The sequence below is a fragment of the Arthrobacter sp. TJ-254 genome (genome assembly GCF_058269175.1).
Genome location: NZ_JBZCNF010000005.1, coordinates 30,882 through 54,800 on the forward strand (window position 1 = coordinate 30,882; position 23,919 = coordinate 54,800).

The window sequence follows — 23,919 nt, forward strand, 5'->3', positions numbered from 1 at the left end:
GTAACAGGAGTTACATGTTGGCGCCGATCAGAGTCTGTGTTGTGTCGCGCATGTGCTCCTCAACCGCGCGCATGGCCTCGATTGAATTTCCGGTTTTGATGGCTTCCACAATGCCTACGTGCCGGTGGGCACTCATGTTGCTCAGAGCCTGGTCAACTCCGGCATACATGATGCTCATCCGGATGGATCCTTCGAGCGATTTCCACGAGTGCAGCAGTGTGTCGTTGCCGGTAAGTGTGCAGAGCGTCTGGTGGAAATGCAGGTCCGCTTCGATACGCTCCTCAAGATCACCGTCGGCGGATGCCTCCATCCGTCGGATTCCTCGTTCCAGTTCCTTGATTGCCGCGTCCCGGTTGCTTTGGTCGGAGAGCAACCGGGCGGCCAATGCTTCCAGTGCTGCGCGGACCTGGAAGATGTCATGTACGTCACCCGAGTCGAGGCGACGGACAGCAAGTCTTCCCCGGGCCCCGGCTGAAATCAGACCTTCCTGCTGCAACTGCCGCATGGCTTCCCGGAGCGTTCCCCGGCTGATTTGCAGTTTGTCCGATAGATCGGTTTCGACCAGGTGGGTTCCCGGGGTGAGCTCCCCTGTCGTAATGGCCCGCCGCAGCGCTGCCAGGGCTTGCTCACGTAGGTTGCTTCTTTCCAGTCCGCCCAGAAGTGATGCAGGTGGTGTCGTCATAACGTGCTGAGTCCTTCATTGTTGAAAACTGTCGACTTTTAGCTGTCAACAACGATCTTACGGAAGGAATCCTCTTGGTAAAGGGCTGAGCCCCCGGGAAGGGGCTCGGCCGGGAAACGTTATGAAAGTTCGCGTAGAACTTTCTGCACGATCTGGTCGGTCGAGAGCCCGTACTTCTCATGGAGGGTCGGCAGCGCGCCGGCATCAAGGAAACGGTCCGGAAGCGCGATGGGAACGATCCGTCGGCCGACTCCGTGCCGAACAGCGACGCCGGCCACGGTTTCGAATAGACCGCCGATCTCGGTGTGGTTCTCGAGAGTGATGACCAGGCGGTCCTGGCCCAGTTCCTTGAGAATGGTTTCACTGTCGAAGGGCTTGATGGTGGGCGAATGAATCACGGCGACATCCACGTGGTGGGAAGCCAGTTCCTGGGCTCCCTGCAAGGCCCTCATCGTCATCAGGCCGCTGGAGATGAACAGGACGTCCCGGCCCGGGCGCAGCTCTTTGGCCTTGCCAAGTTCGAACGTGTAGTCGTACTCATCAAGAACAGTCGGCACGTTGCCTCGGAGCAGCCGCAGGTAGGTCGGTCCCTCTGATGCTGCCAGCTGGGGAACGGCTTGTTCAATGTCGAGTGAGTCGCACGGGTCGACGATGGTGAGATTAGGCATCCCGCGGAAGATCGTCATGTCCTCGGTCGCCTGGTGGCTGGGCCCGTACCCGGTGGTCAGGCCCGGAAGCCCACCAACGATGTTGACGTTCAGGTTGGGCTCGGCGATGTCCAGGCAGAGGAAGTCGTAGGCCCGGCGGGCAGCGAACACTGCATAGGTGGAGGCAAAGGGCACCATCCCGGTTTCGGCCATTCCTGCAGCTGACCCGAAGAGAAGCTGCTCGGCCATTCCCATCTGGAAGAATCGTTCGGGGAACGCCTTGGCGAAGATGTGCATGTCAGTGTACTTGCCAAGATCCGCGGTCAACCCGACGATTCGCGGATCTGCCTCGGCAGCCTTGACCAATGCATGGCCGAACGGTGCGGAGGCGGTTTTCTGGCCCGGATCGGCGAAGGAGGCGATCATTGCCGAGGTCTTCAACTTCGGTTTCGTGGCTGTTGTGGTGTCGGGAGCCTCGCTGGTGTTGCTCATGCTGGAGCCTTTCCTTCGTATCCTGCGGTCAGTTGCTCGCGGCAGATCTGCCACTCGTGTTCCTCGATGCGCATGAAGTGCGCCTTCTCCCTCTGCTCCAGAAGCGGAACGCCATTGCCGACCTTCGTGTCACACAGGATGACCGAAGGCCGCCCGGCAGGGCTGGCTTCACGGGCAATATTGTCCAGCGCTTCCAGGAGCGCTGCGGCATCATTGCCGTCCACCCGCTGGGTGAACCAGCCGAAGGACGCCCATTTGTCGGCTGCTGGCTCAATGTTCAGCACGGTCTTCGTGGCGCCGTCGGCCTGAAGCGCGTTCATGTCCACCAAAGCGGTCAAATGGCCCAGCTGGTGGTGGTGGGCGCCCATGGCCGCCTCCCAGGTCGAGCCTTCATCGAGTTCCCCGTCCGAGAGGAAGTTGAAGATCCGGGCGGACGAGCCCTGCAGCCGCAGCCCCAGGGCCATCCCGACGGCAACGGTCAGGCCGTGCCCTAACGACCCGCCGGAAATCTCCATGCCCGGCGTGTACGAGGCCATCCCCGACATCGGCAGCCGCGACTCATCCGAACCATAGGTACCAAGTTCACTGACAGGAACGATCCCCGCCTCAGCGAGAGCGGCGTAGTGACCGATGGCGTAATGCCCGGTCGAGAGCAGGAACCGATCCCGCTCGCCCCAGTGTGGGTCTTCCGGTCGGTACCGCAGCTGGTCCGCATAGACGGAGGCAAACATCTCCGCCGACCCAAGGGCCTGGCCAACATAGCCCTGCCCCTGAACCTCACCCATATCTAAGGCGTGGTGGCGGGCCCGGTAGGCGGATTCCCGCACTTTGTTCACCCGAGCAGTGAACTGAGCGGGAGACGTGGTGGCACTCGATGTATTGGATTTTGTCAAACTCATAGCTCACTCTTTCTGGAGAAGATTGACCGAACAGTTACGGCTAGGCGATCACTGGCACGGGTGCGAATTTGGCTGTTTGATTGGCCAGCCGGCATTCATCACCTGAGGCCCGGCGTTTGTCTGGAGAAGCTCGGTGGATCATGAGCCGTGGGCGCCTGCGAGGTAGTGCTGGCACATCGCGTAGGAGATGGCGATCGCCTTGGTGATAGGGATAAGCGGGCCCCTGCTGGTGAGCAGGGACATGGATGCCAAATAGGGCCTCGCATCTGCCGAGCGACGGTGCTCACTGGAAGTCCTTACGGGGAGATGGTTCGTTGCTGTTGACAGTCAGCAGAGTACTTCCGCTATTGTGATCCAGTGCACACATCATTGTCAACAGTCGACAGGATTGCACGAGGTGGTTGGTGAAGGCTCCTACCACCTCCGGTCTCGACGTCAATAAGCTGCATCTAAGGAGCATCATGCGTGTCACCCAACGCACAGCAGTCATCACCGGGGCTACTTCCGAGCGGGGAATTGGAGTCACCACAGCCCGTCGGTACGCCAGGGAAGGATGGGCTGTGGTCATCCTGGATCTCGATCAGAACAAGTCCGTCGAGACGGCGGCGGTCATAGGACGCGAATTCAACGTTCCGGTCTTCGGTCATGCCGTTGATGTGGCCGATGAAGCATCAGTTGAACGCGCCCATCAGGCCGTGTCGGCACAGGTATCCGCTGGAGAACTCCCCCCTGTGGGTGTGTTGGCGAATATCGCCGGCATCACCTCGCCGGTGCCCTTCCTCGAAACGACACTGGAGCTGTGGAACAAGGTGATGGCCGTCAACGCGACCGGCACCTACCTCGTAACCAGGGCGTTCCTGCCCGAAATGTTGGAGAACAAGTGGGGACGAATCGTGAACATGTCTTCCGTATCCGCCCAGCGCGGTGGTGGCGTATTCGGCAAAGTACCCTACTCCGCCGCCAAAGCAGCGATCCTGGGTTTCACCAAGGCCCTCGCCCGCGAACTGGGTGACAGCGGAGTCACCGTCAATGCCGTAACCCCCGGAGCCGTAGACACCAACATCCGCGTAGGCAGTACCTCCGATCAGGAAGCAGCGCTTGCCAAAGACATCCCCCTGGGAAGAACAGCAACCACCGAAGAAGTAGCTGCCGTCATCACTTTCCTGTCCTCGGATGACGCCGCATACCTCACCGGCACCACCATCGACATCAACGGCGGAAGCCACCTGCACTAACTTCCCATTCAGGTTCCTCCCCTCCAATCCGATTAGCCTACGCATCCCGTTGCGCCATGGCATCCAGGGTGCTCAACAGGCCACATCGCTGCGCCCTGCGCCGACTCGGCCACCCTTGGGCCCGGTTGGAGTGGCGCCTTCATAACAGGTGCCACGGTAACAACGAAACATTGAGTAGAGGTCAGCATCACGACGCCGATAGCGGCCCCGTACAGGGCGTTGCGTTCTCCGGCATCGGACCCAGCCAGGGATACGACCAACTCCTCGTTATCCGGCCCACCCAGTACCAGCCGATGACCGACTTAGGAAGGGACTGCACTGAATAATGCAGCAACGCATACGGCGACGAGTAAGGCCCGGCCCACCATCGCAGCCCATCTTCCGCCCACGGCGCACGGAACAATTGGATTGATCTACTGCCGCCCGACCGGCTGATCGTGCAGGAAGGAAAGGGAAGGCCCTACAAGGCCGTCATCGATGTGATGACAGACGACGCGACCGTGATTTGGGTGCTACCACTGACCCATGGAGACCGCCGTGCCTTCCACTGCAGGGACGACGTCGAAATCACCATGTCCTGTGCGACGCTGTGGGAATGACTGCTGGGTTCGAGGCACGCTTCAAAATGACGGTGGAAGATGCCTTCCTGCGCGTCCGCTATGCACCAGGAGCCACCATTTACGGTCGTCGCCTGCGGGCCACCATTAGTGCCGTCGATGCTGTGTCCACGGCACGGAAACGGCCGCTGCTGGTCCATATCGGATCAGTCCCGCGGATCACTCCTACCGCGCGGCACTTGCTCATCGACGACACCGGCTCCTGCCTGACCGCCGTCCTGGGCATGGATCCCATGGCATGGTGATCACCACATTCGCCTACACCTCAGCTACGCCCATCCAGTACTTCACCTCAGAGCCCGACGCGATGAGCTGGCTCCTGGAAAGCATCCACTAAACAGGCACACACCCAAGCCAGTGCTCTCACAGTGGTCATCCCAGACAGTTCAGAACGGTGCCTTCCCCATCGGCACGATACTCGGCGCCTCCCCGCATCGGTCTACAGATACTCATATAAGTTGCGCGGCAAGAAGCTTTGAGTATGTCAACGCTATTCAGGACCACTAGGACGGCCTGGCTCAAGACCACCCTGCGACTCGTCGGTACCGAGCAGAGTTGCCTCCTGCCCACCTGGGCACGGCACAACCTCCCCAACGCTTCGCTGCCCGTCCCGCACACACCTGGCCACCATAAACCAGTAGACCGCCTTCACGTACCCACCTAAGTCACCCGACATGCTCATCATGGAGATGCTCAACTGCGGCCGCAACATGCCTGCCGTCCATATCTGAACCAACACACGGTCTCCAAAGGATCACGCCGCTGCCGCGGTGGACCCACGCACAGAAGCGCGCGCTAAGGGCTTCATCACGTAAGCCATCGGCATGATCAAGATCCTCCCATGAGCCCACGCTCGCTAGGTTAGGAGTCAAAACCGGGGGCAGTCCCTGTTGTCGAAAGCCCAGCAATACTCATCGACGTCATGCCGCGCCACTTAGAACCACCCATGAACGAACAATTGCATCTCCGCAGTATGTCATTCTGATACCCATCATCGCTGGGCGGGCCCTTCGCGCAACCAGGGCGCACTGCGCCGGTTTCCATCCAAAAGTTGCACTCGGCGCTCCTTCGTCGCTTGTTTCCTCGCGAACTTTTGAATCGCTCCCGGTTCCCCAAGTTGCACTCCGGCCCCTCATACCCAGCGGCGATTCCTCTATCAGAACGACGCCCAAATGTGACAGGCGCGGCCGGCGTCCGCCGGTCGCTGAAGGAGAAGGACCATGGAAAGGTTCACGATCGAAACGCCTGCAGACGTACTCAGCTTCATCGGACACACCCTGGGGTTTTGGCCCCACGAAAGCCTCGTTTGCATCACCCTCGTCGACAACCACGTCGGGGCCACCCTGCGCGTCGACTAGCCGAAGCTCGGAACAGAAATCAGCTACGCACGAACCATCATTGAATACTTGGCACACGACGGTGAGGCCGCGAGCAAACCGACCAGGGGTCGCCGCAGCCTATATTTACTCGTGGTGAAGGTGCGCACAGGACTCGCCGACTCCAGGCAGCGACTTAGCCTGAGTTGCTCAGCGAGGACGATGACCGGGTCAACACCCTCACAAAGTCATGTACCTACCCCACCACTCCCCCATGAAGTAGTAAGAGAGCCCGAACCGGGCTTCGCGAAAGAAAGGAGGCACCGAGCCCCTCGAAACCCCTACCCAGCCACCGAAACCGGCACCTGGACCGCAGAATTGGGCCGGCTGTCCACAGTCAGAGAGCAAAAGGGCCTCTGACTAGGGGAAACATGTGCCCGAAGTGGGACTCGAACCCACACACCTTTCGATACTGCATTTTGAGTGCAGCGCGTCTGCCAATTCCGCCATTCGGGCCCTCGGCGCGCCCGGCAGGTGTGGATGAAGCAGTCACAATGCTGCCGGTGCGCGAAACTACTCTACATGCCGATAGGCTGTTTTAGAGAACCGGTGGGTGCCTCCGACCGGCGTAGGAAGTAGTGATCGAGGAGCAAGTAGTGTCTGAATCCAAGGAATCCCCCGCCCGTCCAGCCAAGCGGGTCATTGTCGCTGAGGATGAGACCCTGATCAGGCTGGACATCGTCGAAATTCTTCAGGGCGAGGGCTACGAAGTGGTTGCTGAGGCCGACAACGGGGAGAAAGCAGTTGAGCTGGCGCAGCAGCACAAACCCGATCTCGTGCTCATGGATGTCAAGATGCCGGTCATGGACGGCATTTCCGCCGCCGAGCAGATCGTCAAGGCGCGCATCGCCCCCGTGGTGCTCCTGACCGCGTTCAGCCAGAAGGAACTTGTGGAGCGCGCGCGCGACGCCGGAGCGATGGCGTATGTGGTGAAACCTTTCACTCCGGCGGACCTGATGCCGGCGATCGAGATCGCGATGTCCCGCCACGAAGAGATCAAGGCCCTTGAAAGCGAGGTGTCGGATCTCAAGGAGCAGTTCGCAACCCGGAAGCTCGTTGAGCGTGCCAAGAGCCTGCTGACCACCAAAATGGGGCTGACGGAGCCCGAGGCGTTCCGCTGGATCCAAAAGACCTCGATGGACCGCAGGCTCAGCATGCGTGAAGTGGCCGAGACGATTATCAACCAGGTAAACTGACCGGACCTGCTTCACCGACACAACCCGCCGCACGACCTTAACGAGGAAGGACCCCGCCCACCGGGCGGGGTCCTTCCGTATTTCAGTCTCTGCAGCGGTGCGCCGAGGGCTACTTCCTGCCCTTGACCGGCCAGGGACCGACCTTTTCCCTGTTCGGTGACGTGTGCTCGTCGGGGCGCTGACCGGCGTCGGTGATGTCACCGACGCGGTGCACCTTGATCGAGTTCGTCGAGCCGGCCTGCCCGGGAGGCGACCCGGCTGCGATCACCACGAGGTCGTCCACCTCGACGAGGCCCGAATCGAAGAGCGTGCGGTCGACCTGCGCCGTCATCTCATCGGTGTGCGCAACGAACTCCACAAGCAGCGGCTGGATGCCCCAGATCAGCGACATCGTATTGAGCGTCGACTGGACGGGGGTGAAGGCGAACAGCGGCTTCTTGGGGCGCAGGCGGGAAAGCCGGCGCGCCGAGTCGCCCGACTGCGTAAAGGTGCAGATGTACTTGGCGTCGAGCTGGTCGGCGATCTCCACGGCCGCCCGGGTGATGGCTCCGCCGCGGGTCTTCGGCTTGCTGCCCAGCGGAGGAACCCGCTCCAGTCCGTGCTTCTCGGTGGATTCGATGATGTCGGCCATGGTGCGCACGGTCTCGATCGGGTACTTGCCCACGCTCGTCTCGCCGGAAAGCATGACGGCATCCGCGCCGTCGAGAACGGCGTTGGCGCAGTCGGAGGCTTCGGCGCGGGTGGGTCGGGGGTTGTCGATCATCGACTCGAGCACCTGCGTTGCCACAATGACCGGCTTCGCCCAGCGGCGGGCCAGCTCGACCGCGCGCTTCTGCACGATCGGGACGTCCTGCAGGGGCAATTCAACGCCAAGGTCCCCGCGGGCAACCATGATGGCGTCGAACGCGTCGATGATTTCCTCGAGCGCCTCGACGGCCTGGGGCTTCTCGATCTTCGCGATGACCGGAACGCGGCGTCCTTCCTCGTCCATGATCTCGTGGACCCGGTCGACGTCGGAGGCGTTGCGCACGAAGGAAAGCGCCACCATGTCGACGCCGATCTTGATGGCCCAGCGGAGGTCTTCCTCGTCCTTGTCGCTCAGCGCGGGCACGTTCACAGCAACGCCGGGCAGGTTGATGCCCTTGTTGTTGGAGACCATGCCGCCGACGACGACCTCGGTGACGACCTTTACGTCATCGACGGCCGTTGCCCGGAGGGAGACCTTGCCGTCGTCGATGAGCAGCAGGTCGCCGACCTTGACGTCCTGGGGCAGCCCCTTGAAGGTGGTGGAGCTGATCTCCTGGGTGCCCTGGATGTCCTCGGTGGTGATAGTGAACACGTCGCCGCGGGACAGTGCGTGAGGTCCGTCTGCGAACCTGCCCAGGCGGATCTTGGGTCCCTGCAGGTCGGCGAAGATGCCGACGGGGCGTCCCAGCTCGGCCGACGCCTTGCGGACATTCTCGTACGTCTGGGCGTGGACCTTGTAATCCCCGTGGCTCATGTTCATCCTGGCCACGTCGACACCGGCCTCAAGCACAGCCAGAGTGTTCTCATAGCTGGCGATCGCCGGTCCGAATGTTGCAACAATTTTCGCGCGTCTCATAAACCTAGCCTAGTCGTGAATTGGTGGTGGAAAGTCCTGTAGTTGCCTAGAGCACCGCGAGTGAACGGTCCGTGGGCGCCACTGGTGCCGGCAGCCGGGTGGATCCCATGAGCCACTGGTCCACCGCTGCGGCGCAGGCGCGCCCTTCCGCGATGGCCCAGACGATCAGGGACTGGCCGCGTCCGGCGTCGCCGGCGGCGAAGATGCCCGGCGTGTTCGTCATGTAGTACCCGTCGCGCGCAACATTGCCGTGTTCGTCGAACTCGGCGTTGACCTGTTCGGTGATGCCGGCCGGTTCCGGGCCCGTGAAACCGAGGGAGAGCAGCACCAGGTCGGCCTGGATGACCCGCTCCGTTCCGGCCTTGGGCAGCCTGCGGCCGTTGACGTACTCGGTCTCGGCGACGCGGATTCCGGTCAGCTTGCCGTTCTCGCCAAGGAACTCGACGGTTGACGCGAGGTACGTGCGCTCGCCGCCCTCCTCGTGGGCGCTTGCGACTTCGAACAACGTGGGGAACGTGGGCCAGGGCTGGTGCGCGGCGCGCTCGGCCGGCGGCTGCTTGCCAATGGCGAGCGTTGTCACCGACGCCGCCTTGTGGCGGTGGGCGGTGCCAAGGCAGTCGGCACCGGTGTCGCCGCCGCCGAGGATGACGACGTGCTTGCCCTCGGCGGAGAGCTGGTCCTCGACCGTGTCCCCCGCGACGACCCGGTTCGCCTGGACGAGGTAGTCCATGGCGAAGTGCACGCCGTCGAGCTCGCGGCCGGGGATCGGCAGGTCCCGAGGAACGGTCGCCCCGGTGGCGACGACGACGGCGTCGTACCGGCGCCGCAGCTGGTCCCAGCTGATGTCCTTGCCGACTTCGACGCCGGTGCGGAACCGGGTTCCCTCCGCGCGCATCTGGTCAAGCCGGCGCTCGAGGTGGATCTTTTCCATCTTGAAGTCCGGGATGCCGTACCGCAGCAGCCCCCCGACGCGGTCGTCCCGCTCGTACACGGCGACGGTGTGCCCTGCCCGGGTCAGCTGCTGGGCGACGGCCAGCCCGGCAGGGCCGGACCCGATCACCGCGACGGTCCGCCCGGTGAGGCGCTCGGGAGGGTGGGGCTCAACCCAGCCTTCGGCGAACGCCAGGTCCGCGATGGAGACCTCAACCTGCTTGATGGTCACCGCGGGCTGGTTGATGCCGAGCACGCAGGAGGATTCGCACGGCGCCGGGCACAGGCGCCCGGTGAACTCAGGGAAGTTGTTGGTGGCGTGGAGCCGTTCAACAGCTTCACGGCCCTTGTCCCGGTAGATCAGGTCGTTCCACTCAGGGATGAGGTTGCCCAGGGGGCAGCCCTGGTGGCAGAACGGGATGCCGCAGTCCATGCAGCGGCCCGCCTGGCTCTTGAGCACCCCCTTCTCCTGGGCCTCGTAGACCTCTTTCCAGTCCATGATGCGCACGGGAACGGGCCGGCGCGGCTGGGTCTGGCGGTCGCGTACCTTCAAAAATCCGCGTGGGTCAGCCACCGGTTACCTCCAAGATTTTGGTCCACACTTCTGCGCCGTCCGGGTCGAGTCCCTGCTCGACGGCGGCCGCCCTCGCGTCCAGGACCGCGGCGTAGTCGCGCGGGAGCACCTTCGTGATGCGCTCCACGGTGTCCTCGAACCGCTCAAGCAGGGTGGCGGCGAGGGCGGATTCGGTCTCCTCGTAGTGCTGGATGAGCAGGCGGCGGACGATCTCGACGTCTTCGGCGTCGGGCTCCAGGAGCCGGAGTTCGCCGCTGCTGAGGCTCTGCGTGTTGACCTTGGCCTCGTCGAGGTCCAGGACGTACGCCGTGCCACCGGACATTCCGGCACCGAAGTTGCGCCCGGTCCTGCCGAGGATCAGCGCCTGACCTCCGGTCATGTACTCGCAGCCGTGGTCGCCGATGCCTTCGGCGACGGCGGTCGCCCCGGAGTTGCGGACGAGGAACCGCTCCCCCACCTGGCCGCGCAGGAACATTTCCCCGCTCGTCGCGCCGTACCCGATCACGTTTCCGGCGATCACGTTGCGGTCGGCAGGGAAGACGTTGGACCGGTCGGGGCGCACGATGATGCGTCCGCCCGAGAGTCCCTTGCCGACATAGTCGTTCGAGTCCCCGAGCAGCCGCAGCGTGATGCCGACGGGCAGGAACGCGCCGAGGGACTGGCCGGCCTGCCCGGTGAGCGTCACGTCGATCGTGTCGGTGGCGAGGGTGTCGAGGCCGAAACGGCGCGTCACCTCGTAGCCGAGCATCGTTCCGACGGACCGGTCGGTGTTGACGACGTCCACAGAGATCCTCACCGGGGACCGGTGCTCGAGGGCGTCGGCGCTCATGCTGATCAGCTTGTTGTCGAAGTGCTGGTCAAGGTCATGGTTCTGCTTGTACAGGTTGCGCCGGGGGGCGTCGGCGCCGAACTCATTGCCGCGGAGGATCGGTTCGAGGTCGAGCCCGTCGGCCTTCCAGTGGTTGATTGCCTGCTTCATGTCGAGCAGTTCACTGTGGCCGATGGCTTCCTCGAGCGTGCGGAAGCCAAGCTCGGCGAGGATTTCGCGGACCTCCTCGGCGATGAACTCGAAGAAGTTGACGACGAACTCGGGTTTGCCGGTGAACCGGCTGCGAAGCTCGGGGTTCTGCGTCGCGACGCCGACGGGGCAGGTATCGAGGTGGCACACGCGCATCATGACGCAGCCCGAGACAACGAGCGGGGCCGTGGCGAAGCCGAACTCCTCGCCGCCGAGGAGGGCGGCGATGACGACGTCGCGGCCGGTCTTCAGCTGCCCGTCGACCTGGACGACGACGCGGTCGCGCAGCCCGTTGAGCATCAGGGTCTGCTGGGTTTCGGCGAGGCCGAGCTCCCAGGGGACTCCGGCGTGCTTGAGCGAGTTCAGCGGGCTCGCCCCGGTGCCGCCGTCGTGCCCCGACACCAGGACGACGTCGGCCTTGGCCTTCGTGACCCCGGCGGCAACGGTGCCGATGCCGACCTCGGAGACGAGCTTGACGTGCACCCGGGCCGAGGGGTTCGACCGCTTGAGGTCGTAGATCAGCTGCGCGAGGTCCTCGATGGAGTAGATGTCGTGGTGCGGCGGCGGGGAGATCAGGCCGACGCCCGGCGTGGAGTGCCGGGTGCGGGCGATCCACGGGTAGACCTTCTGGCTCATCAGCTGCCCGCCCTCGCCGGGCTTGGCTCCCTGGGCCATCTTGATCTGGATGTCGTCGGCATTGGTCAGGTAAAGGCTGGTGACACCGAACCGGCCTGAGGCAACCTGCTTGATGGCCGAGCGGCGCTCGGGGTCGAGGAGCCGGTCGGTATCCTCGCCGCCCTCACCGGTGTTGGACTTGCCGCCGAGGCGGTTCATGGCAATCGCGAGCGTCTCGTGGGCTTCCTTGGAGATCGAGCCGTAGCTCATCGCACCCGTGGAGAAGCGCTTGACGATGCTCGAAACGGGCTCAACCTCGTCCAGGGGTACCGGCGGGCGGCCGCCGCCGCTCAGGTTCAGCAGCCCGCGGAGGGTCATGAGCTCCTTGGACTGGTCGTCGACGCCCCGCGTGTAGGCCTTGAAGATGTCGTACCGGCGCTCCCGCGTGGCGTGCTGGAGCCGGAAGACGGTCTCCGGGTTGAACAGGTGCGGCGGTCCTTCACGGCGCCACTGATACTCGCCGCCGTTGTCCAGGCCCCGGTGCGGATCGTCGATGCCGTCGTCGGGGTAGGCGCTGGCGTGCCGGGCCGCGTTCTCGGCGGCGATGACATCGAGCCCCACGCCGCCGAGCTGGGTCTGCGTGCCGTGGAAGTACTCGTCGACGAAGTCCTGGGCGAGCCCGAGCGCCTCGAACGTCTGGGCGCCGCAGTAGGAGCTCACGGTGGAGATGCCCATCTTCGACATGATCTTCAGGACGCCCTTGCCGAGGCCCTTGATAAGGTTGGCAACCGCGGCCTCGGAGCTCACGCCGACGATGTCGCCATTGCGCACGAGCTCCTCGCAGCTCTCCATGGCGAGGTACGGGTTGACCGCCGAGGCGCCGTAGCCGATCAGCACGGCGACGTGGTGGACCTCGCGGACGTCGCCCGCCTCAACGACGAGCGAGGTCTTGGTACGGTTCGCGCTGCGCAGCAGGTGGTGGTGGACGGCGCTGGTGAGCAGCAGCGACGGGATGGGCGCCCACTGGGCGTTCGAGTCGCGGTCGGAGAGCACGACGTACTGGACGCCGCGGTTCAGGGCGCTTGAGACCTGCTCGCAGATTTCGGCGAGCCGGGCGCGCAGCGATGCCTCTCCGCCGTCGTGCCGGTAGAGCCCGCGCACCCGGACGGTAAGGCGGTCGCCCTCGTCGGATTCCAGGTTGGCGATTTTCGCGAGTTCGTCGTTGTTGATGACGGGGAACTTCAGCGCGACCTGCCGCGAACGGACCTGCCCGGTGGACAGGAGGTTCCCGTCGGGGCCGATCGAGACGCCCATCGAGGTGACGAGCTCTTCGCGGATCGCGTCGAGGGGCGGGTTGGTGACCTGTGCGAAGGACTGGACGAAGTAGTCGAACAGCAGGCGGGGGCGCTTTGACAGCACCGCCACCGGAGTGTCGGAGCCCATGGCGCCGAGTGGTTCGGCACCGGCCTTCGCCATTGGCCCGAGCAGGATGCGCAGTTCCTCCTGCGTGTAGCCGAAGGTGCGCTGCCGGCGGTTGATGGACGCCTTGGTGTGGACAACGTGCTCGCGGTCGGGCAGGTCTTCGAGGGAGATCAGGTTCTCCTTCACCCAGTCCGCCCACGGGTTCGCTGCGGCGACCTCGGCCTTGATCTCCTCGTCCTCGATGAGGCGGCCGGCCTCGGTGTCGACGAGGAACATCTTGCCCGGGGACACCCGGCCCTTCCGGACCACCTTCGAGGGTTCGATGTTGAGGACTCCGACCTCGGAGGCGAGGACGACGAGACCGTCCTCGGTGACCCAGTACCGGGCGGGGCGCAGCCCGTTGCGGTCGAGGACGGCACCCACGAGGCGCCCGTCGGTGAAGGAGACCGCTGCGGGCCCGTCCCAGGGCTCCATGAGCATCGAGTGGTACTGGTAGAACGCCCGGCGTGCGGGGTCCATGGTGGTGTGGTTCTCCCACGCCTCGGGGATCATCATCATGATCGAGTGGGTAATCGGCCGGCCCGAGAGGGTCAGCAGCTCGGCGACCTCGTCGAACGACGCCGAGTCCGAAGCTCCGGGCGTGCAGATGGGGAACAGTTCCTCCGGAGAATCCCCGAGCAGCGGGTTGGCGAGCTGGGACTGGCGCGCCCGCATCCAGTTCCGGTTGCCCTTGACTGTGTTGATTTCGCCGTTGTGGGCGATGGCCCGGAACGGCTGGGCCAGGGGCCAGGACGGGAAGGTGTTGGTGGAGAACCGGGAGTGGACGATGCCGAGCCGGGTCTTGAACCGGAGGTCGGAGAGGTCGGGGTAGAACGGTTCGAGCTGCGCGGTGGTGAGCATTCCCTTGTACACCATCGTCTTTGAGGAAAGCGACGGGAAGTAGACGCCGTACTTGTTCTGTGCGCGCTTGCGGACCCGGAACGCCGTCGCGTCGAGGTCGGTGGGCCCGTCTCCGGCGGGGGCCAGGAACAGTTGGACGAAGTGGGGCATGCAGGCACGTGCCATGGCTCCGACAAGGTCCGCAACGACCGGCACGACCCGCCAGCCGAGGACGTTGAGTCCTTCGGATTCGGCGATCGCCTCGATGCCCGCGCGCGCCGTTTCCTCTTCCTTCTTCTCCGACGGGAGGAAGGCAGTGCCCACCACGTAGGAGCCGGCGGGAGGAAGCGGGAAGTCGACGACGGCCCTGAAGAACTCGTCGGGCACCTGGGTGAGCAGCCCGGCACCATCCCCGGTGCCCTCGTCGGCGCCAACGGCACCGCGGTGTTCGAGGCTGCGCAGCGCCGTCAGCGCGGCGTCAACGATGTCGTGGCCAGGCTCGCCGCGCAGGGTCGCGATGACGGCGAGGCCGCACGCGTCCTTCTCGTTCTCCGGGTTGTAGAGGCCGGTGGCGGGCGGAAGTGCGGCAAAGCGCTGGAATGGTGATTGCACGCCGGTTTCGGTGCCGGCGGCTGGCTCCGGAGTTGTTCCGGTAGTACGAGCAGTCATCAGAAGAGTCCTTCCCCCATAACGGAGCGTCGGGAGGGGACGGCCTTGGCCCCGGGGGCGCCCGGTCGGAGAACTCGGGGCGCCGATTGTGCAGCTGCAGCGGCTGTGCCTTGACCACCCGGTGAGGTGGTGGGCGGTGGAAGCGGAACGTCAAGCGTTCCGCGTCCTGGCACTGTGCGGTACGGACTGGAATGGTGGCCCGGTCGGTGTACCGTGCGGGCCACCACAGCGTGGTCCTTTGTCGTCCTTTAAGGGCGGTGACCCGGGGACTGCGTCCGGGAGTCCGAGTCCCGAGGCTCCGCGAGTGCGGGGTCCTGCGACCCGGGGGTCGCTGAGGAGCCTTGTGTTTCGGAAAGATTACCACGATCATTTTCGGTGGCTACTGAGGCGCCCGCCCCGTGGACATTCGCGGCTGATCCGTTATCTACGGCCGCCTCCCCGGATACGGGCTTGGCCCCCGCCGTCTCCCCATCCTTCTCGCCGTCCTTTTCACCGGGCTGCTCCCCGGCGGAGTCCTTCGGGGCCCGACCGGGCAGGTAGACGCTGTCGGAGGCGCCTGGGCGCCGCCGCACCGAAAGGTAGACCAGGACCGCGACGGAAAGCAGGAAGACGACGATGCTTGTCCACACGTTGAGCCGCTGCGTAATCCCAAACAGGGTGATCATTTCGGCGTCGTCGATGCGCAGCGCCTCGATCCAGACCCTGCCCAGCGTGTAGTAGGCGGCGTAGAGCCAGACCATGCGGCCCCCGCGCAGGCGGAAACGCCGGTCAAGGAGGAGCAGCAGGGCCACTCCGGCAAGGTTCCACAGCGATTCGTAGAGGAAGGTCGGATGGAAGAGCGTGCCGGGCGCCTCCGACGCCGGGAAATTGGCGTTCGCGGCGTCGATCTCAAGGCCCCAGGGCAGGTCGGTGGGCGCACCGAAAAGCTCCTGGTTGAACCAGTTTCCCCAGCGGCCGATCGCCTGGGCCAGGAGCAGTCCTGGCGCGGCGGCGTCGGCGAAGGCGGCAAGCCGCACCCCAGCGCGGCGGCAACCGATCCAGGCTCCAACGGCTCCGAGCGCCACCGCCCCCCAGATGCCTAGGCCGCCCTGCCAAATCTGCGGGATCCGGGCGAGGTCTCCGTCCGGCCCGAAGTAGGCATCCGGTGAGGAGAACACGTGGTAGAGCCTGCCGCCGATGATGCCGAAGGGCACCGCCCAGATTGCCACATCCCACACGACCTCGGGTTTGCCCCCGTAGCGCTCGAAGCGCTTCTGCGTCAGCCACAGGGCGACAATGATGCCCAGGAGGATGCACAGCGCGTACGCGTGGACGGTGAGCGGGCCGAGGCTGAAACTCGCCCATTCCGCAGGAGGGCTGGGGATTGACGCGGGCACGAGGGCCGTGGCGCCGGGAAGGCCTGCCGGGATCATGGGGTGGTCTTTCTCGTTCCGGAACGAAGTTCCTTGGTAAGGGCGGTGACGGCGGGCACGCCGCCGTCACGCAGGGCGGCAACGAGGGCGGTGCCGACGATCACGCCGTCCGCGTATTCGGCGATCTCCTGGACCTGGGCGGCTGTTGAGACGCCGAGGCCCACGCAGGCGCGCTCCGCGCCCGCGGCGTGGGCGGCGTCGACGACGGCACGCGCGGCGGCACCGACCGAGGTGCGGGCCCCGGTGATGCCCATGACGGAAACGGCGTACACGAAGCCGCGGCTTGCCTCAACGGTTCGCCTCATGCGCTCCGGGGAGGTGGAGGGTGCAACGAGGAACACCCGGTCAAGGCCGAATTCGTCGGAGGCCGCCATCCATTCGCCTGCCTCGTCGGGGATGAGGTCGGGGGTGATGAGCCCGGCACCGCCCGCGGCGGCGAGGCGTCCGGCGAACTCCCTCACGCCCATGCGCATGACCGGGTTCCAGTAGGTCATGACAAGGACAGCGGCGTCGGTTTCGCGGGTGATTGCCTCAACGACGTCGAAGATCTGGGAAACGGTGAAGCCGTCGGCGAGGGCCTGGACGGTGGCGTCCTGGATGACCCGCCCGTCCATGACCGGGTCGGAGTAGGGGATGCCGATCTCGATCAGGTCGACGCCGTTGCGGGCCATCGCGATGCCCGCCTCGATGGTTGTCGCGGCGTCGGGGAAGCCCGCCGGCAGGTATCCGATGAGGGCCGTGCGGCCTTCGGAGCGCGCCTTCTCGATCGCTGCGGCGGCCTTCGATGAAAGCGTCTTCACAACTGCTCACCTTCCTTTGCGATTTCCTGTTCGGCGCTCTCGTCGGGGAGCAGGTCGAAATATTCCGCCGCAGTCGCGACGTCCTTGTCACCGCGCCCGGAAAGGTTGACGATGACGACCTTGTCCTTGAGGCTCTCGCCCGGGGAAAGCTCCGCGGCGAGCCGCTGGCCGACCTTGATCGCACCGGCAAGGGCGTGCGCTGTCTCGATCGCGGGAATGATTCCCTCGGTGCGGCAGAGGAGCTTGAACGCGTCCATCGCCTCGCGGTCGGTGATCGGCTCGTAGGAGGCCCGGCCGATATCGGCGAGGTGGGCGTGTTCGGGGCCGACCCCCGGGTAGTCAAGGCCGGCGGAGATGGAGTGGGATTCCATGGTCTGGCCGTCTTCGTCCTGCATCAGGTAGGACCGTGCCCCATGGAGGACGCCGGTGCGGCCCAGGGTGATGGTTGCCGCGTGGCGTCCCGATTCGACACCGTCGCCGCCGGCTTCGAACCCGTAGAGCCGCACCGCCGGGTCGTCGAGGAAGCCGTGGAAGATGCCGATGGCGTTGGATCCCCCGCCCACGCAGGCGCACACGGCGTTGGGCAGCTGCCCGGTCTGTTCGAGGATCTGCTCCCGCGCTTCTTCGCCGATGACTTCGTGGAAGTAGCGCACCATGGCCGGGAAGGGGTGGGCTCCGGCGGCGGTGCCCAGGAGGTAGTGGGTGGTGTCGACGTTGGCCACCCAGTCGCGCAGGGCGTCGTTGATGGCGTCCTTGAGGGTCTGCGAGCCGTTGGTGACGGAGATGACCTCCGCCCCGAGCAGCTGCATGCGGGCAACGTTCAGTGCCTGGCGCCGGGTGTCTTCGGCGCCCATGTAGACGACGCATTCGAGGCCGAGAAGGGCGGCGGCGGTCGCGCTCGCCACCCCGTGCTGGCCTGCTCCGGTCTCGGCGATCAGCCGGGTCTTGCCCATCCGCTTGGCGAGGAGGGCCTGGCCGAGGACGTTGTTGATCTTGTGCGAACCCGTGTGGTTCAGGTCCTCGCGTTTGAGGAACACCCGGACCCCGCCGGCGTGCTCGGCGAAGCTGCGCGCCTCGGTGAGCAGCGACGGCCGGCCGGCGTAGTTGGCGTTGAGCTCGCGGACCTGCGCGACGAACTCCGGGTCGGCCTTGGCGGCCTCGAACGTTTGCTCGAGCTCGTCGAGGGCGGCGATGAGCGATTCGGGCATCCAGCGCCCGCCGTACTCGCCGAAGTAGGGGCCCGGTGCGTGGCGCAGGCTTTCGCCGGCGCCGAGAAAGGCATCCGCCGTTCCATTGTCGAGACCGCCGCCCGGTGCAGCGGTCCGGTCTCCGGCAGTGCGGTGAGTCTCGGTCATTGGCTTTCCTGTTCTGTGGAAATCAGGCGGACCGGCGGGCAGCCGGCCATTTCGGAGGTGCGGCGCAGCGGCCGGCGGCGCTTTCAGCTTTGGCGCAGGGCCTGCCGGGCGCGGCGTCCGGCCGCGGTGAACTCGGTGATCGCCCGTTCGGGCTGGTCCCCGCGGACGAGGGCTTCACCGACGAGCACCGCGTGGGCGCCAAGGGAGGCGAACTCTTCGACGTCCTCGACACCGCGGACCCCCGACTCCGCAATTGTCACTGCACCGGTCGGGATGCGCTCGACGAGGTCGGCGAACACGCTGCGGTCGATGTCGAGGGTCTTCAGGTTGCGTACATTGACGCCGATGATTTTCGCCCGGACGGCGGCGGCACGGTCCACTTCCTCGGCCGTGTGCGTTTCGACGAGGGCGTTCATGCCGAGCTCGTGGGTGAGCCCCAGGAAGTGTTCGAGCTGGGCATCGGACAGCGCGGCGACGATGAGCAGGACGAGATCGGCGCCATGAGCGCGCGCCTCCCAGATCTGGTACTCGTCAACCGTGAAGTCCTTGCGCAGCACCGGGATGCCGACGCGGGCGCGGACGGCATCGAGGTCGTCGAGGGATCCGTTGAAGCGCCGCTGCTCGGTGAGCACGCTCACCACAGCTGCTCCCCCGGCCTGGTAGCGGGCGGCCAAGGCTGCGGGGTCGGCGATCCCGGCGAGGCTGCCCTTGGAGGGGCTGCTCCGCTTCACCTCGGCGATGACCTCGAGGCCGCCGTCACCGCGCAGCGCGGCAAGGGCATCGAGCGCGGCCGCGCGCCCTGCAGCGCTTTCGCGCAGCTGTGCAAGGGGTGTGTTCCGGACCCGCGGGGCAAGATCCTCGCGGACGCCGGAGATGATGTCGTCGAGAACGCTCACCTAGTGCCCGTTGTTCTTCAGCTTTGAACCGCCGACTCCGTACCCGATGCGGCGCATGATGAATCCGACGAGCAGCCCGATAAACATGACGAGCACTCCGACCCAGAACAGCACGGTTCCGCTGTCACGGTTGCCCTCGGTGCTGGCGAAGATGAAGGCGAACGAGGAGACCGCGGCCCCCAGGAGCATGATCAACACGCAGGTCCACGCCGCCGGGCTGTTGCCGTGGCCGATGGTTTCATCGCCCATCCTGGCGTGGGTCGCCGACGAGTTCTTGTCCGTGACTGCACTGGTGTTCTCTGCCATTGTGCTTCTCCTTCGTGATGTCTAGCTACATTCTGCCATTAGTGGCGGCCGGTCATGTGCCTGTGATGGGACCGATCCGCCGTGCCGCCCTAGCGGGTTGGGTCGTCGCCGTGGGTGAGGCGGTCCCAGCTGTCGATGTCCTGCCCATGCGCAGTGGTGGGCGCGGGGGCCGGCTTTCCCGGGGCTCCCCCTGCAGCGGGATTTTCGTAGCGGCGGCTGCGTCCCCAGCCCGTGCCCGCGACGGTCATCCACACCGATGCCAGCGCAAGGAGCACCCCGGCCAGGGCGGCAAACCACGGCAGGAGCGTCGGCGTGGCGACGGCTCCGGCGCCGCCGCTGATCCCGATTGCCTCGCCGATGGCAGGGGCCGCGGCGGCAAGGGGGTCGGCGAGCACGGCGGAGCTGGCCAGGGTGATTCCCGCTCCCGCTATCAGAAGGATTGCCGCGATCACCCACCGGGCCGTGCGTCCGGCGATGGATACGGCCAGGGCGGCGGCGAGGGCAACGAGGGCGAGGGCTGTCACCGGAGTTGCAGCGTCACTTCCGGGGACAGCGAGGTCCGGGCGCTGCACGGTGTCCTGGGGCAGGCGGACGTCGAGCCACGTCTGGGTGGTTGTGCCGAAGGCGAGGGCGGCGACGAGGACGATGCCGAGCACGACGACGCCGCGGCGGCGCCAGCGCGGCTGCCTTGGATCGGTCACTTCGCCTCCACCGGGGCGGGGACTGACGGAGTCGACGCGGGGCGGAGCCCGGAGGCGATCAGCGCAGCGCGCAGCGGTGCGGCGGCCTTGTTCACCGTTTCGAGCGCTTCCGCTTCCTGGACCGAATCGGCGACGATGCCGCCGCCTGCCTGCACGTAGGCCTTGCCGTCCCGCAGCAGCGCGGAGCGGATGGCGATGGCCAGGTCCATGTCGCCGGCAAAGTCGAGGTATCCGACCACCCCGCCGTAGATGCCGCGCCGGTGGGGCTCGAGCTCATCGATCAGCCGCAGCGCACGCGGCTTGGGCGCCCCCGAGAGCGTTCCTGCGGGGAAGGTGGCAGCGAGTACGTCGTACGCCGTGCGTCCGGGCGTGAGGCGCCCGACGACGGTTGAGACGAGGTGCATGATGTGGCTGAACCGCTCGATCTCCATGAACTGGCTCACGTCCACGCTGCCGGGGCGGCAGACCTTCGAGAGGTCGTTGCGGGCGAGGTCGACGAGCATGAGGTGCTCGGCTTTTTCCTTCTCGTCGGCGCGCAGCTCCTCCGCGAGGGATCTGTCCTCCTCAGGGCCGGCACCCCGGGGGCGTGATCCGGCGATCGGATGGGTGATGACCTCGTCCCCGGTCACCGTCACCAGGGCCTCGGGTGAGGATCCGACGATCGAATACTGCCGGCCGTCGGCGTCCTCGAGGCTGAACAGGTACATATAAGGACTCGGGTTGGTGGTGCGCAGGATGCGGTAGACATCGAGCGCCGAGGCTTCGGTGTCGAGTTCGAACCGGCGGGATATCACCACCTGGAAGACCTCGCCGTCGACGATTGCCCGCTTGCCGCGCTCAATCGCCGCGAGGTACTGCGTCTCGTCCCACCGCTCCCGAACCCGTGCCATGAGTTCGCGCCCTGGTGGGAGTTCCGCGCCGAGAACGGAGACTGGAAGGTCGCTGGGGGCGCTGAGCTTGGCCAGCATTCCCTCGATCCGGGCGACGGCGTCGTGCCAGGCCTCGTCAACCCGTTCGTCGGATCCGTCGAAGTTGATCGCGTTGGCCACGAGGGTGAGCGAGCCCTCGGAATTGTCGTGGATGGCCATGTCGGTCACCAGGCACATTGCCAGCTCGGGAAGCTGCAGGTCGTCTTCGGGCGGGCTGGTCAGGCGTTCCCAGTGGCGCACCGCTTCCCAGCCGATGAACCCGACGAGCCCGGAGGTGAAGGGCGGCAGGTCCGGGAAGCGTTCGGTCCGCAGCGCCGCTACGGTGTCGCGCAGGGCGTCGACGGGATTGCCGGAAACGGGGACGCCTGCGGGCGGCTGGCCCAGCCAGTGCACCACGCCGTCGCGCGTGGTCAGGGTGGCCCGGGACGCCGCCCCGATGAAGGAGTACCGCGACCACACTCCCCCGCCTGCTGCCGACTCCATGAGGAACGTGCCCGGCTGGCCCTGGGCGAGCTTCCGGTAGACAGCGATCGGGGTTGCGGCGTCGGCCAGGACCTTCAGGGAGACCGGGATGACCCGCCGGTCGCGTGCCAGGACCCGGAACTCCTCGAGGGTGGGGCTGAGTGCGCCGAGCTGGTGCATTGACCTACTTCCCTTCGTCCTGTGCTTGCTCAAAATCCTGTGCTTGCTCAAAATCCTGTGCTTGCTCAAGATCCTGTGCGGGCTGGAGGTTCTGCGCATTGCCGACCACCACGGGTACGTCCCCGGCGTCGAAGCAGGTGCGGGTGCCGGTGTGGCAGGCCGCCCCGATCTGGTCGACGCGCACGAGCAGCGCGTCGCCGTCGCAGTCGAGCGCCACCGACTTCACCCATTGGGTGTGGCCGGAGGTGTCGCCCTTGCGCCAGTATTCCTGCCGGGAGCGGGAGAAGAACGTGACCCGTCCGGTGGTGAGGGTGCGGCGCAGCGCCTCGTCGTCCATCCAGCCGAGCATCAGCACCTCAAGGGTGTCGTGCTGCTGGATCACCGCGGCGACGAGCCCGGCGTCGTCGCGCTTGAGCGCGGCGGCTATGGCGGGGTCGAGCCCGGGAAAGGGCGTGGGCGCTGGCTCGGAGGGGCTCACTGATTCAAGGGAAGGCATCGCCCCTAATTCTAGTGTGCCCCCAACCAATGTCCGCACACGCCCAAGGCTGCGGAGATCGTGCTAGTTTCAGCAGTGATGCGCTACGTAACTCTGTCCCGGGAGGTTTTGGCCGAAACGCTGATAGCAGCGGGGCCGAACTGCCCCACGCTCTGCGACGGCTGGCAGACCCAGGAGCTCGCGGCACACCTGTACCTGCGCGAGCACAACCCCGCTGCGGGCCTGGGAATGTTGGTCAAGCCGCTGGCCCGGATCTCGGACCGGGCGGTCCGACGCACCGCTGAGAAGGCCGCAACGCCCGAGGAATACGCGGAGCTGGTGCGTAAGTTTTCCGCCGGGCCTTCTGCGGTGTCGCCCTTGAAAATCAGCGCGGTGGACCGGAACGCGAACCTGATCGAGTACTTCGTCCACACCGAGGACATCCGGCGCGCCGGAACCCGGTGGGCACCGCGCGCCCTCGACAGCGACTATTCCGATGCCCTCTGGGCGGAACTGATCAAGCGGGCTGCAATCCTTTACCGCGGAGTCGACCTGGGGATTGTGCTCGTCCGCCCGAACGGGCCGCGGCATGTCGCCAAGCGCGCCCCGGTCTCGGTGGCGATCATCGGTGACCCCGGCGAGCTCGTGATGCACGCCCACGGCAGGACCTCGCACGCCCTTGTGACCTTCGAGGGCCAGCCCGACGCGGTGGCCCTCCTCGAAAGCGCCGAGGTCGGGCCCTAGCCGTTTCGCCCGCGGAATTCCGCCCCCAGCCGTCAGCGGACCGGGAACCCGGCCTCCCGGATCGCCTGCTTGACCTGGGCGATCATTTCGACGGGCCCGAAGTGGAAGATCGACGCGGCGAGGACGGCGTCCGCCCCGGCGATCACCGCAGGCGGGAAGTGTTCCGGCGCCCCCGCACCGCCCGAGGCGATCAGGGGTACCGAGACCGCCGCGCGCACCGCCCGGATCAGTTCGAGGTCGAACCCCTTCTTGGTCCCGTCGGCGTCGATGGAGTTAAGGAGGATTTCCCCGACACCGCGGTCGGCGGCTTCCTTTGCCCACTCGATTGCATCGATTCCGGTGCCCTGGCGTCCGCCGTGGGTTGTCACCTCGAATCCCGAAGGGGTTGACACGTCCCGGGTCCGCCGCGCATCCAGTGAGAGGACAAGCACCTGGGAGCCGAAGTGGCGGGTGATGTCGTCGATCAGGGTCGGCGCGGCGACGGCCGCCGTGTTCACCGAGGCCTTGTCGGCGCCGGTGCGCAGCAGCCGATCGACGTCGGCGATCTCCCGCACCCCGCCGCCGACGGTGAGGGGGATGAAGACTTCCTCGGCGGTGCGGCCGACCACGTCGAAGGTGGTGGCCCGGTTGCCTGAGGAAGCCGTGACATCGAGGAAGGTGATCTCGTCGGCACCGGCGCGGTCGTAGCGGTGGGCGAGCTCAACGGGGTCGCCTGCGTCGCGGAGGTCCTCGAAGTTGATGCCCTTGACGACGCGGCCGGCGTCGACGTCGAGGCAGGGAATGACGCGCACTGCAACTGTCACTG

At 65.8% G+C, this 23,919-nt stretch carries 20 protein-coding genes and 1 tRNA gene; 5 read left to right on the top strand and 16 right to left on the bottom strand.

Translation table 11 applies throughout. The annotated features are described in order from the left end of the window. Positions 1-10 precede the first annotated feature (10 nt). The 3 genes from AC4D14_RS14395 to AC4D14_RS14405 form a co-directional block, all read right to left on the bottom strand. Positions 11-682 (bottom strand): GntR family transcriptional regulator, encoded by a 672-nt coding sequence (locus tag AC4D14_RS14395; RefSeq protein ID WP_490903344.1) that lies wholly within the window; start codon positions 680-682, stop codon positions 11-13. A 119-nt stretch (positions 683-801) separates the two neighbouring features. Continuing rightward, positions 802-1,821, bottom strand: a complete 1,020-nt coding sequence (locus AC4D14_RS14400; protein ID WP_490903345.1) for a transketolase family protein — start codon at positions 1,819-1,821, stop codon at positions 802-804. Then, complete coding sequence (locus tag AC4D14_RS14405; protein WP_490903346.1) at positions 1,818-2,657, bottom strand: transketolase; 840 nt, start codon at positions 2,655-2,657, stop codon at positions 1,818-1,820. The genes AC4D14_RS14400 and AC4D14_RS14405 overlap by 4 nt, the downstream gene beginning before the upstream one ends. 524 nt (positions 2,658-3,181) lie before the next feature. Between AC4D14_RS14405 and AC4D14_RS14410 the strand changes: the two genes are divergently transcribed. The 3 genes from AC4D14_RS14410 to AC4D14_RS14420 all read left to right on the top strand — a co-directional run bounded on the left by AC4D14_RS14410 (position 3,182) and on the right by AC4D14_RS14420 (position 5,930). Further along, positions 3,182-3,955, top strand: coding sequence for an SDR family NAD(P)-dependent oxidoreductase (locus AC4D14_RS14410; protein ID WP_490903347.1), 774 nt, complete (start codon positions 3,182-3,184; stop codon positions 3,953-3,955). A gap of 595 nt (positions 3,956-4,550) precedes the next feature. Continuing rightward, a complete protein-coding gene (locus tag AC4D14_RS14415; protein ID WP_490903348.1) occupies positions 4,551-4,817 on the top strand; it encodes a hypothetical protein in 267 nt (88 codons plus the stop codon). 975 nt (positions 4,818-5,792) lie between these two features. Beyond that, on the top strand, positions 5,793-5,930 hold the full coding sequence (locus AC4D14_RS14420) for a DUF4192 family protein (protein ID WP_490903349.1): 138 nt from the start codon (positions 5,793-5,795) through the stop codon (positions 5,928-5,930). Positions 5,931-6,322: 392 nt separating this feature from the next. Here the strand turns inward: AC4D14_RS14420 and AC4D14_RS14425 are convergent. Beyond that, positions 6,323-6,404, bottom strand: a tRNA-Leu gene (locus AC4D14_RS14425). A 140-nt stretch (positions 6,405-6,544) separates the two neighbouring features. On the opposite strand from AC4D14_RS14425, the gene AC4D14_RS14430 reads away from it, so the two are divergent. Next, a complete protein-coding gene (locus AC4D14_RS14430) occupies positions 6,545-7,144 on the top strand; it encodes an ANTAR domain-containing response regulator (RefSeq protein ID WP_490903350.1) in 600 nt (199 codons plus the stop codon). 109 nt (positions 7,145-7,253) lie between these two features. Here AC4D14_RS14430 and pyk read toward each other — a convergent pair whose 3' ends face one another. The 11 genes from pyk to hisI all read right to left on the bottom strand — a co-directional run bounded on the left by pyk (position 7,254) and on the right by hisI (position 22,391). Next, positions 7,254-8,747, bottom strand: a complete 1,494-nt coding sequence (pyk, locus tag AC4D14_RS14435; protein ID WP_490903351.1) for a pyruvate kinase — start codon at positions 8,745-8,747, stop codon at positions 7,254-7,256. 46 nt (positions 8,748-8,793) lie between these two features. Beyond that, entirely contained in the window at positions 8,794-10,251 is a 1,458-nt protein-coding gene (locus AC4D14_RS14440; RefSeq protein WP_490903352.1) for a glutamate synthase subunit beta, read from the bottom strand. Continuing rightward, positions 10,244-14,854 carry a glutamate synthase large subunit gene (gene gltB / locus AC4D14_RS14445; RefSeq protein ID WP_490903353.1) on the bottom strand — a complete coding sequence of 1,537 codons (4,611 nt, stop codon included), beginning with the start codon at positions 14,852-14,854 and terminating at the stop codon, positions 10,244-10,246. Before gltB ends, AC4D14_RS14440 begins: the two co-directional genes overlap by 8 nt. A gap of 248 nt (positions 14,855-15,102) precedes the next feature. Further along, positions 15,103-16,266, bottom strand: a complete 1,164-nt coding sequence (lgt, locus tag AC4D14_RS14450) for a prolipoprotein diacylglyceryl transferase (RefSeq protein ID WP_490903354.1) — start codon at positions 16,264-16,266, stop codon at positions 15,103-15,105. Then, on the bottom strand, positions 16,263-17,066 hold the full coding sequence (gene trpA, locus AC4D14_RS14455; protein ID WP_490903355.1) for a tryptophan synthase subunit alpha: 804 nt from the start codon (positions 17,064-17,066) through the stop codon (positions 16,263-16,265). The genes lgt and trpA overlap by 4 nt, the downstream gene beginning before the upstream one ends. After that, positions 17,063-18,421: a tryptophan synthase subunit beta gene (gene trpB / locus AC4D14_RS14460; RefSeq protein WP_490903356.1), complete on the bottom strand. Its 1,359-nt coding sequence runs from the start codon at positions 18,419-18,421 to the stop codon at positions 17,063-17,065. Before trpB ends, trpA begins: the two co-directional genes overlap by 4 nt. A gap of 83 nt (positions 18,422-18,504) precedes the next feature. Beyond that, entirely contained in the window at positions 18,505-19,317 is an 813-nt protein-coding gene (gene trpC / locus AC4D14_RS14465; protein WP_490903357.1) for an indole-3-glycerol phosphate synthase TrpC, read from the bottom strand. Beyond that, a complete protein-coding gene (locus AC4D14_RS14470; RefSeq protein WP_490903689.1) occupies positions 19,318-19,566 on the bottom strand; it encodes an HGxxPAAW family protein in 249 nt (82 codons plus the stop codon). A 146-nt stretch (positions 19,567-19,712) separates the two neighbouring features. After that, entirely contained in the window at positions 19,713-20,324 is a 612-nt protein-coding gene (locus AC4D14_RS14475) for a Trp biosynthesis-associated membrane protein (RefSeq protein WP_490903358.1), read from the bottom strand. Then, entirely contained in the window at positions 20,321-21,895 is a 1,575-nt protein-coding gene (locus AC4D14_RS14480) for an anthranilate synthase component I (protein WP_490903359.1), read from the bottom strand. The genes AC4D14_RS14475 and AC4D14_RS14480 overlap by 4 nt, the downstream gene beginning before the upstream one ends. A gap of 4 nt (positions 21,896-21,899) precedes the next feature. Further along, complete coding sequence (hisI, locus tag AC4D14_RS14485; protein WP_490903360.1) at positions 21,900-22,391, bottom strand: phosphoribosyl-AMP cyclohydrolase; 492 nt, start codon at positions 22,389-22,391, stop codon at positions 21,900-21,902. 78 nt (positions 22,392-22,469) lie between these two features. On the opposite strand from hisI, the gene AC4D14_RS14490 reads away from it, so the two are divergent. After that, positions 22,470-23,114, top strand: a complete 645-nt coding sequence (locus AC4D14_RS14490) for a TIGR03085 family metal-binding protein (protein ID WP_490903361.1) — start codon at positions 22,470-22,472, stop codon at positions 23,112-23,114. A gap of 32 nt (positions 23,115-23,146) precedes the next feature. On the opposite strand, the gene hisF is transcribed toward AC4D14_RS14490, so the two are convergent. Next, a complete protein-coding gene (gene hisF / locus AC4D14_RS14495; protein ID WP_490903362.1) occupies positions 23,147-23,917 on the bottom strand; it encodes an imidazole glycerol phosphate synthase subunit HisF in 771 nt (256 codons plus the stop codon). Positions 23,918-23,919 lie beyond the last annotated feature (2 nt).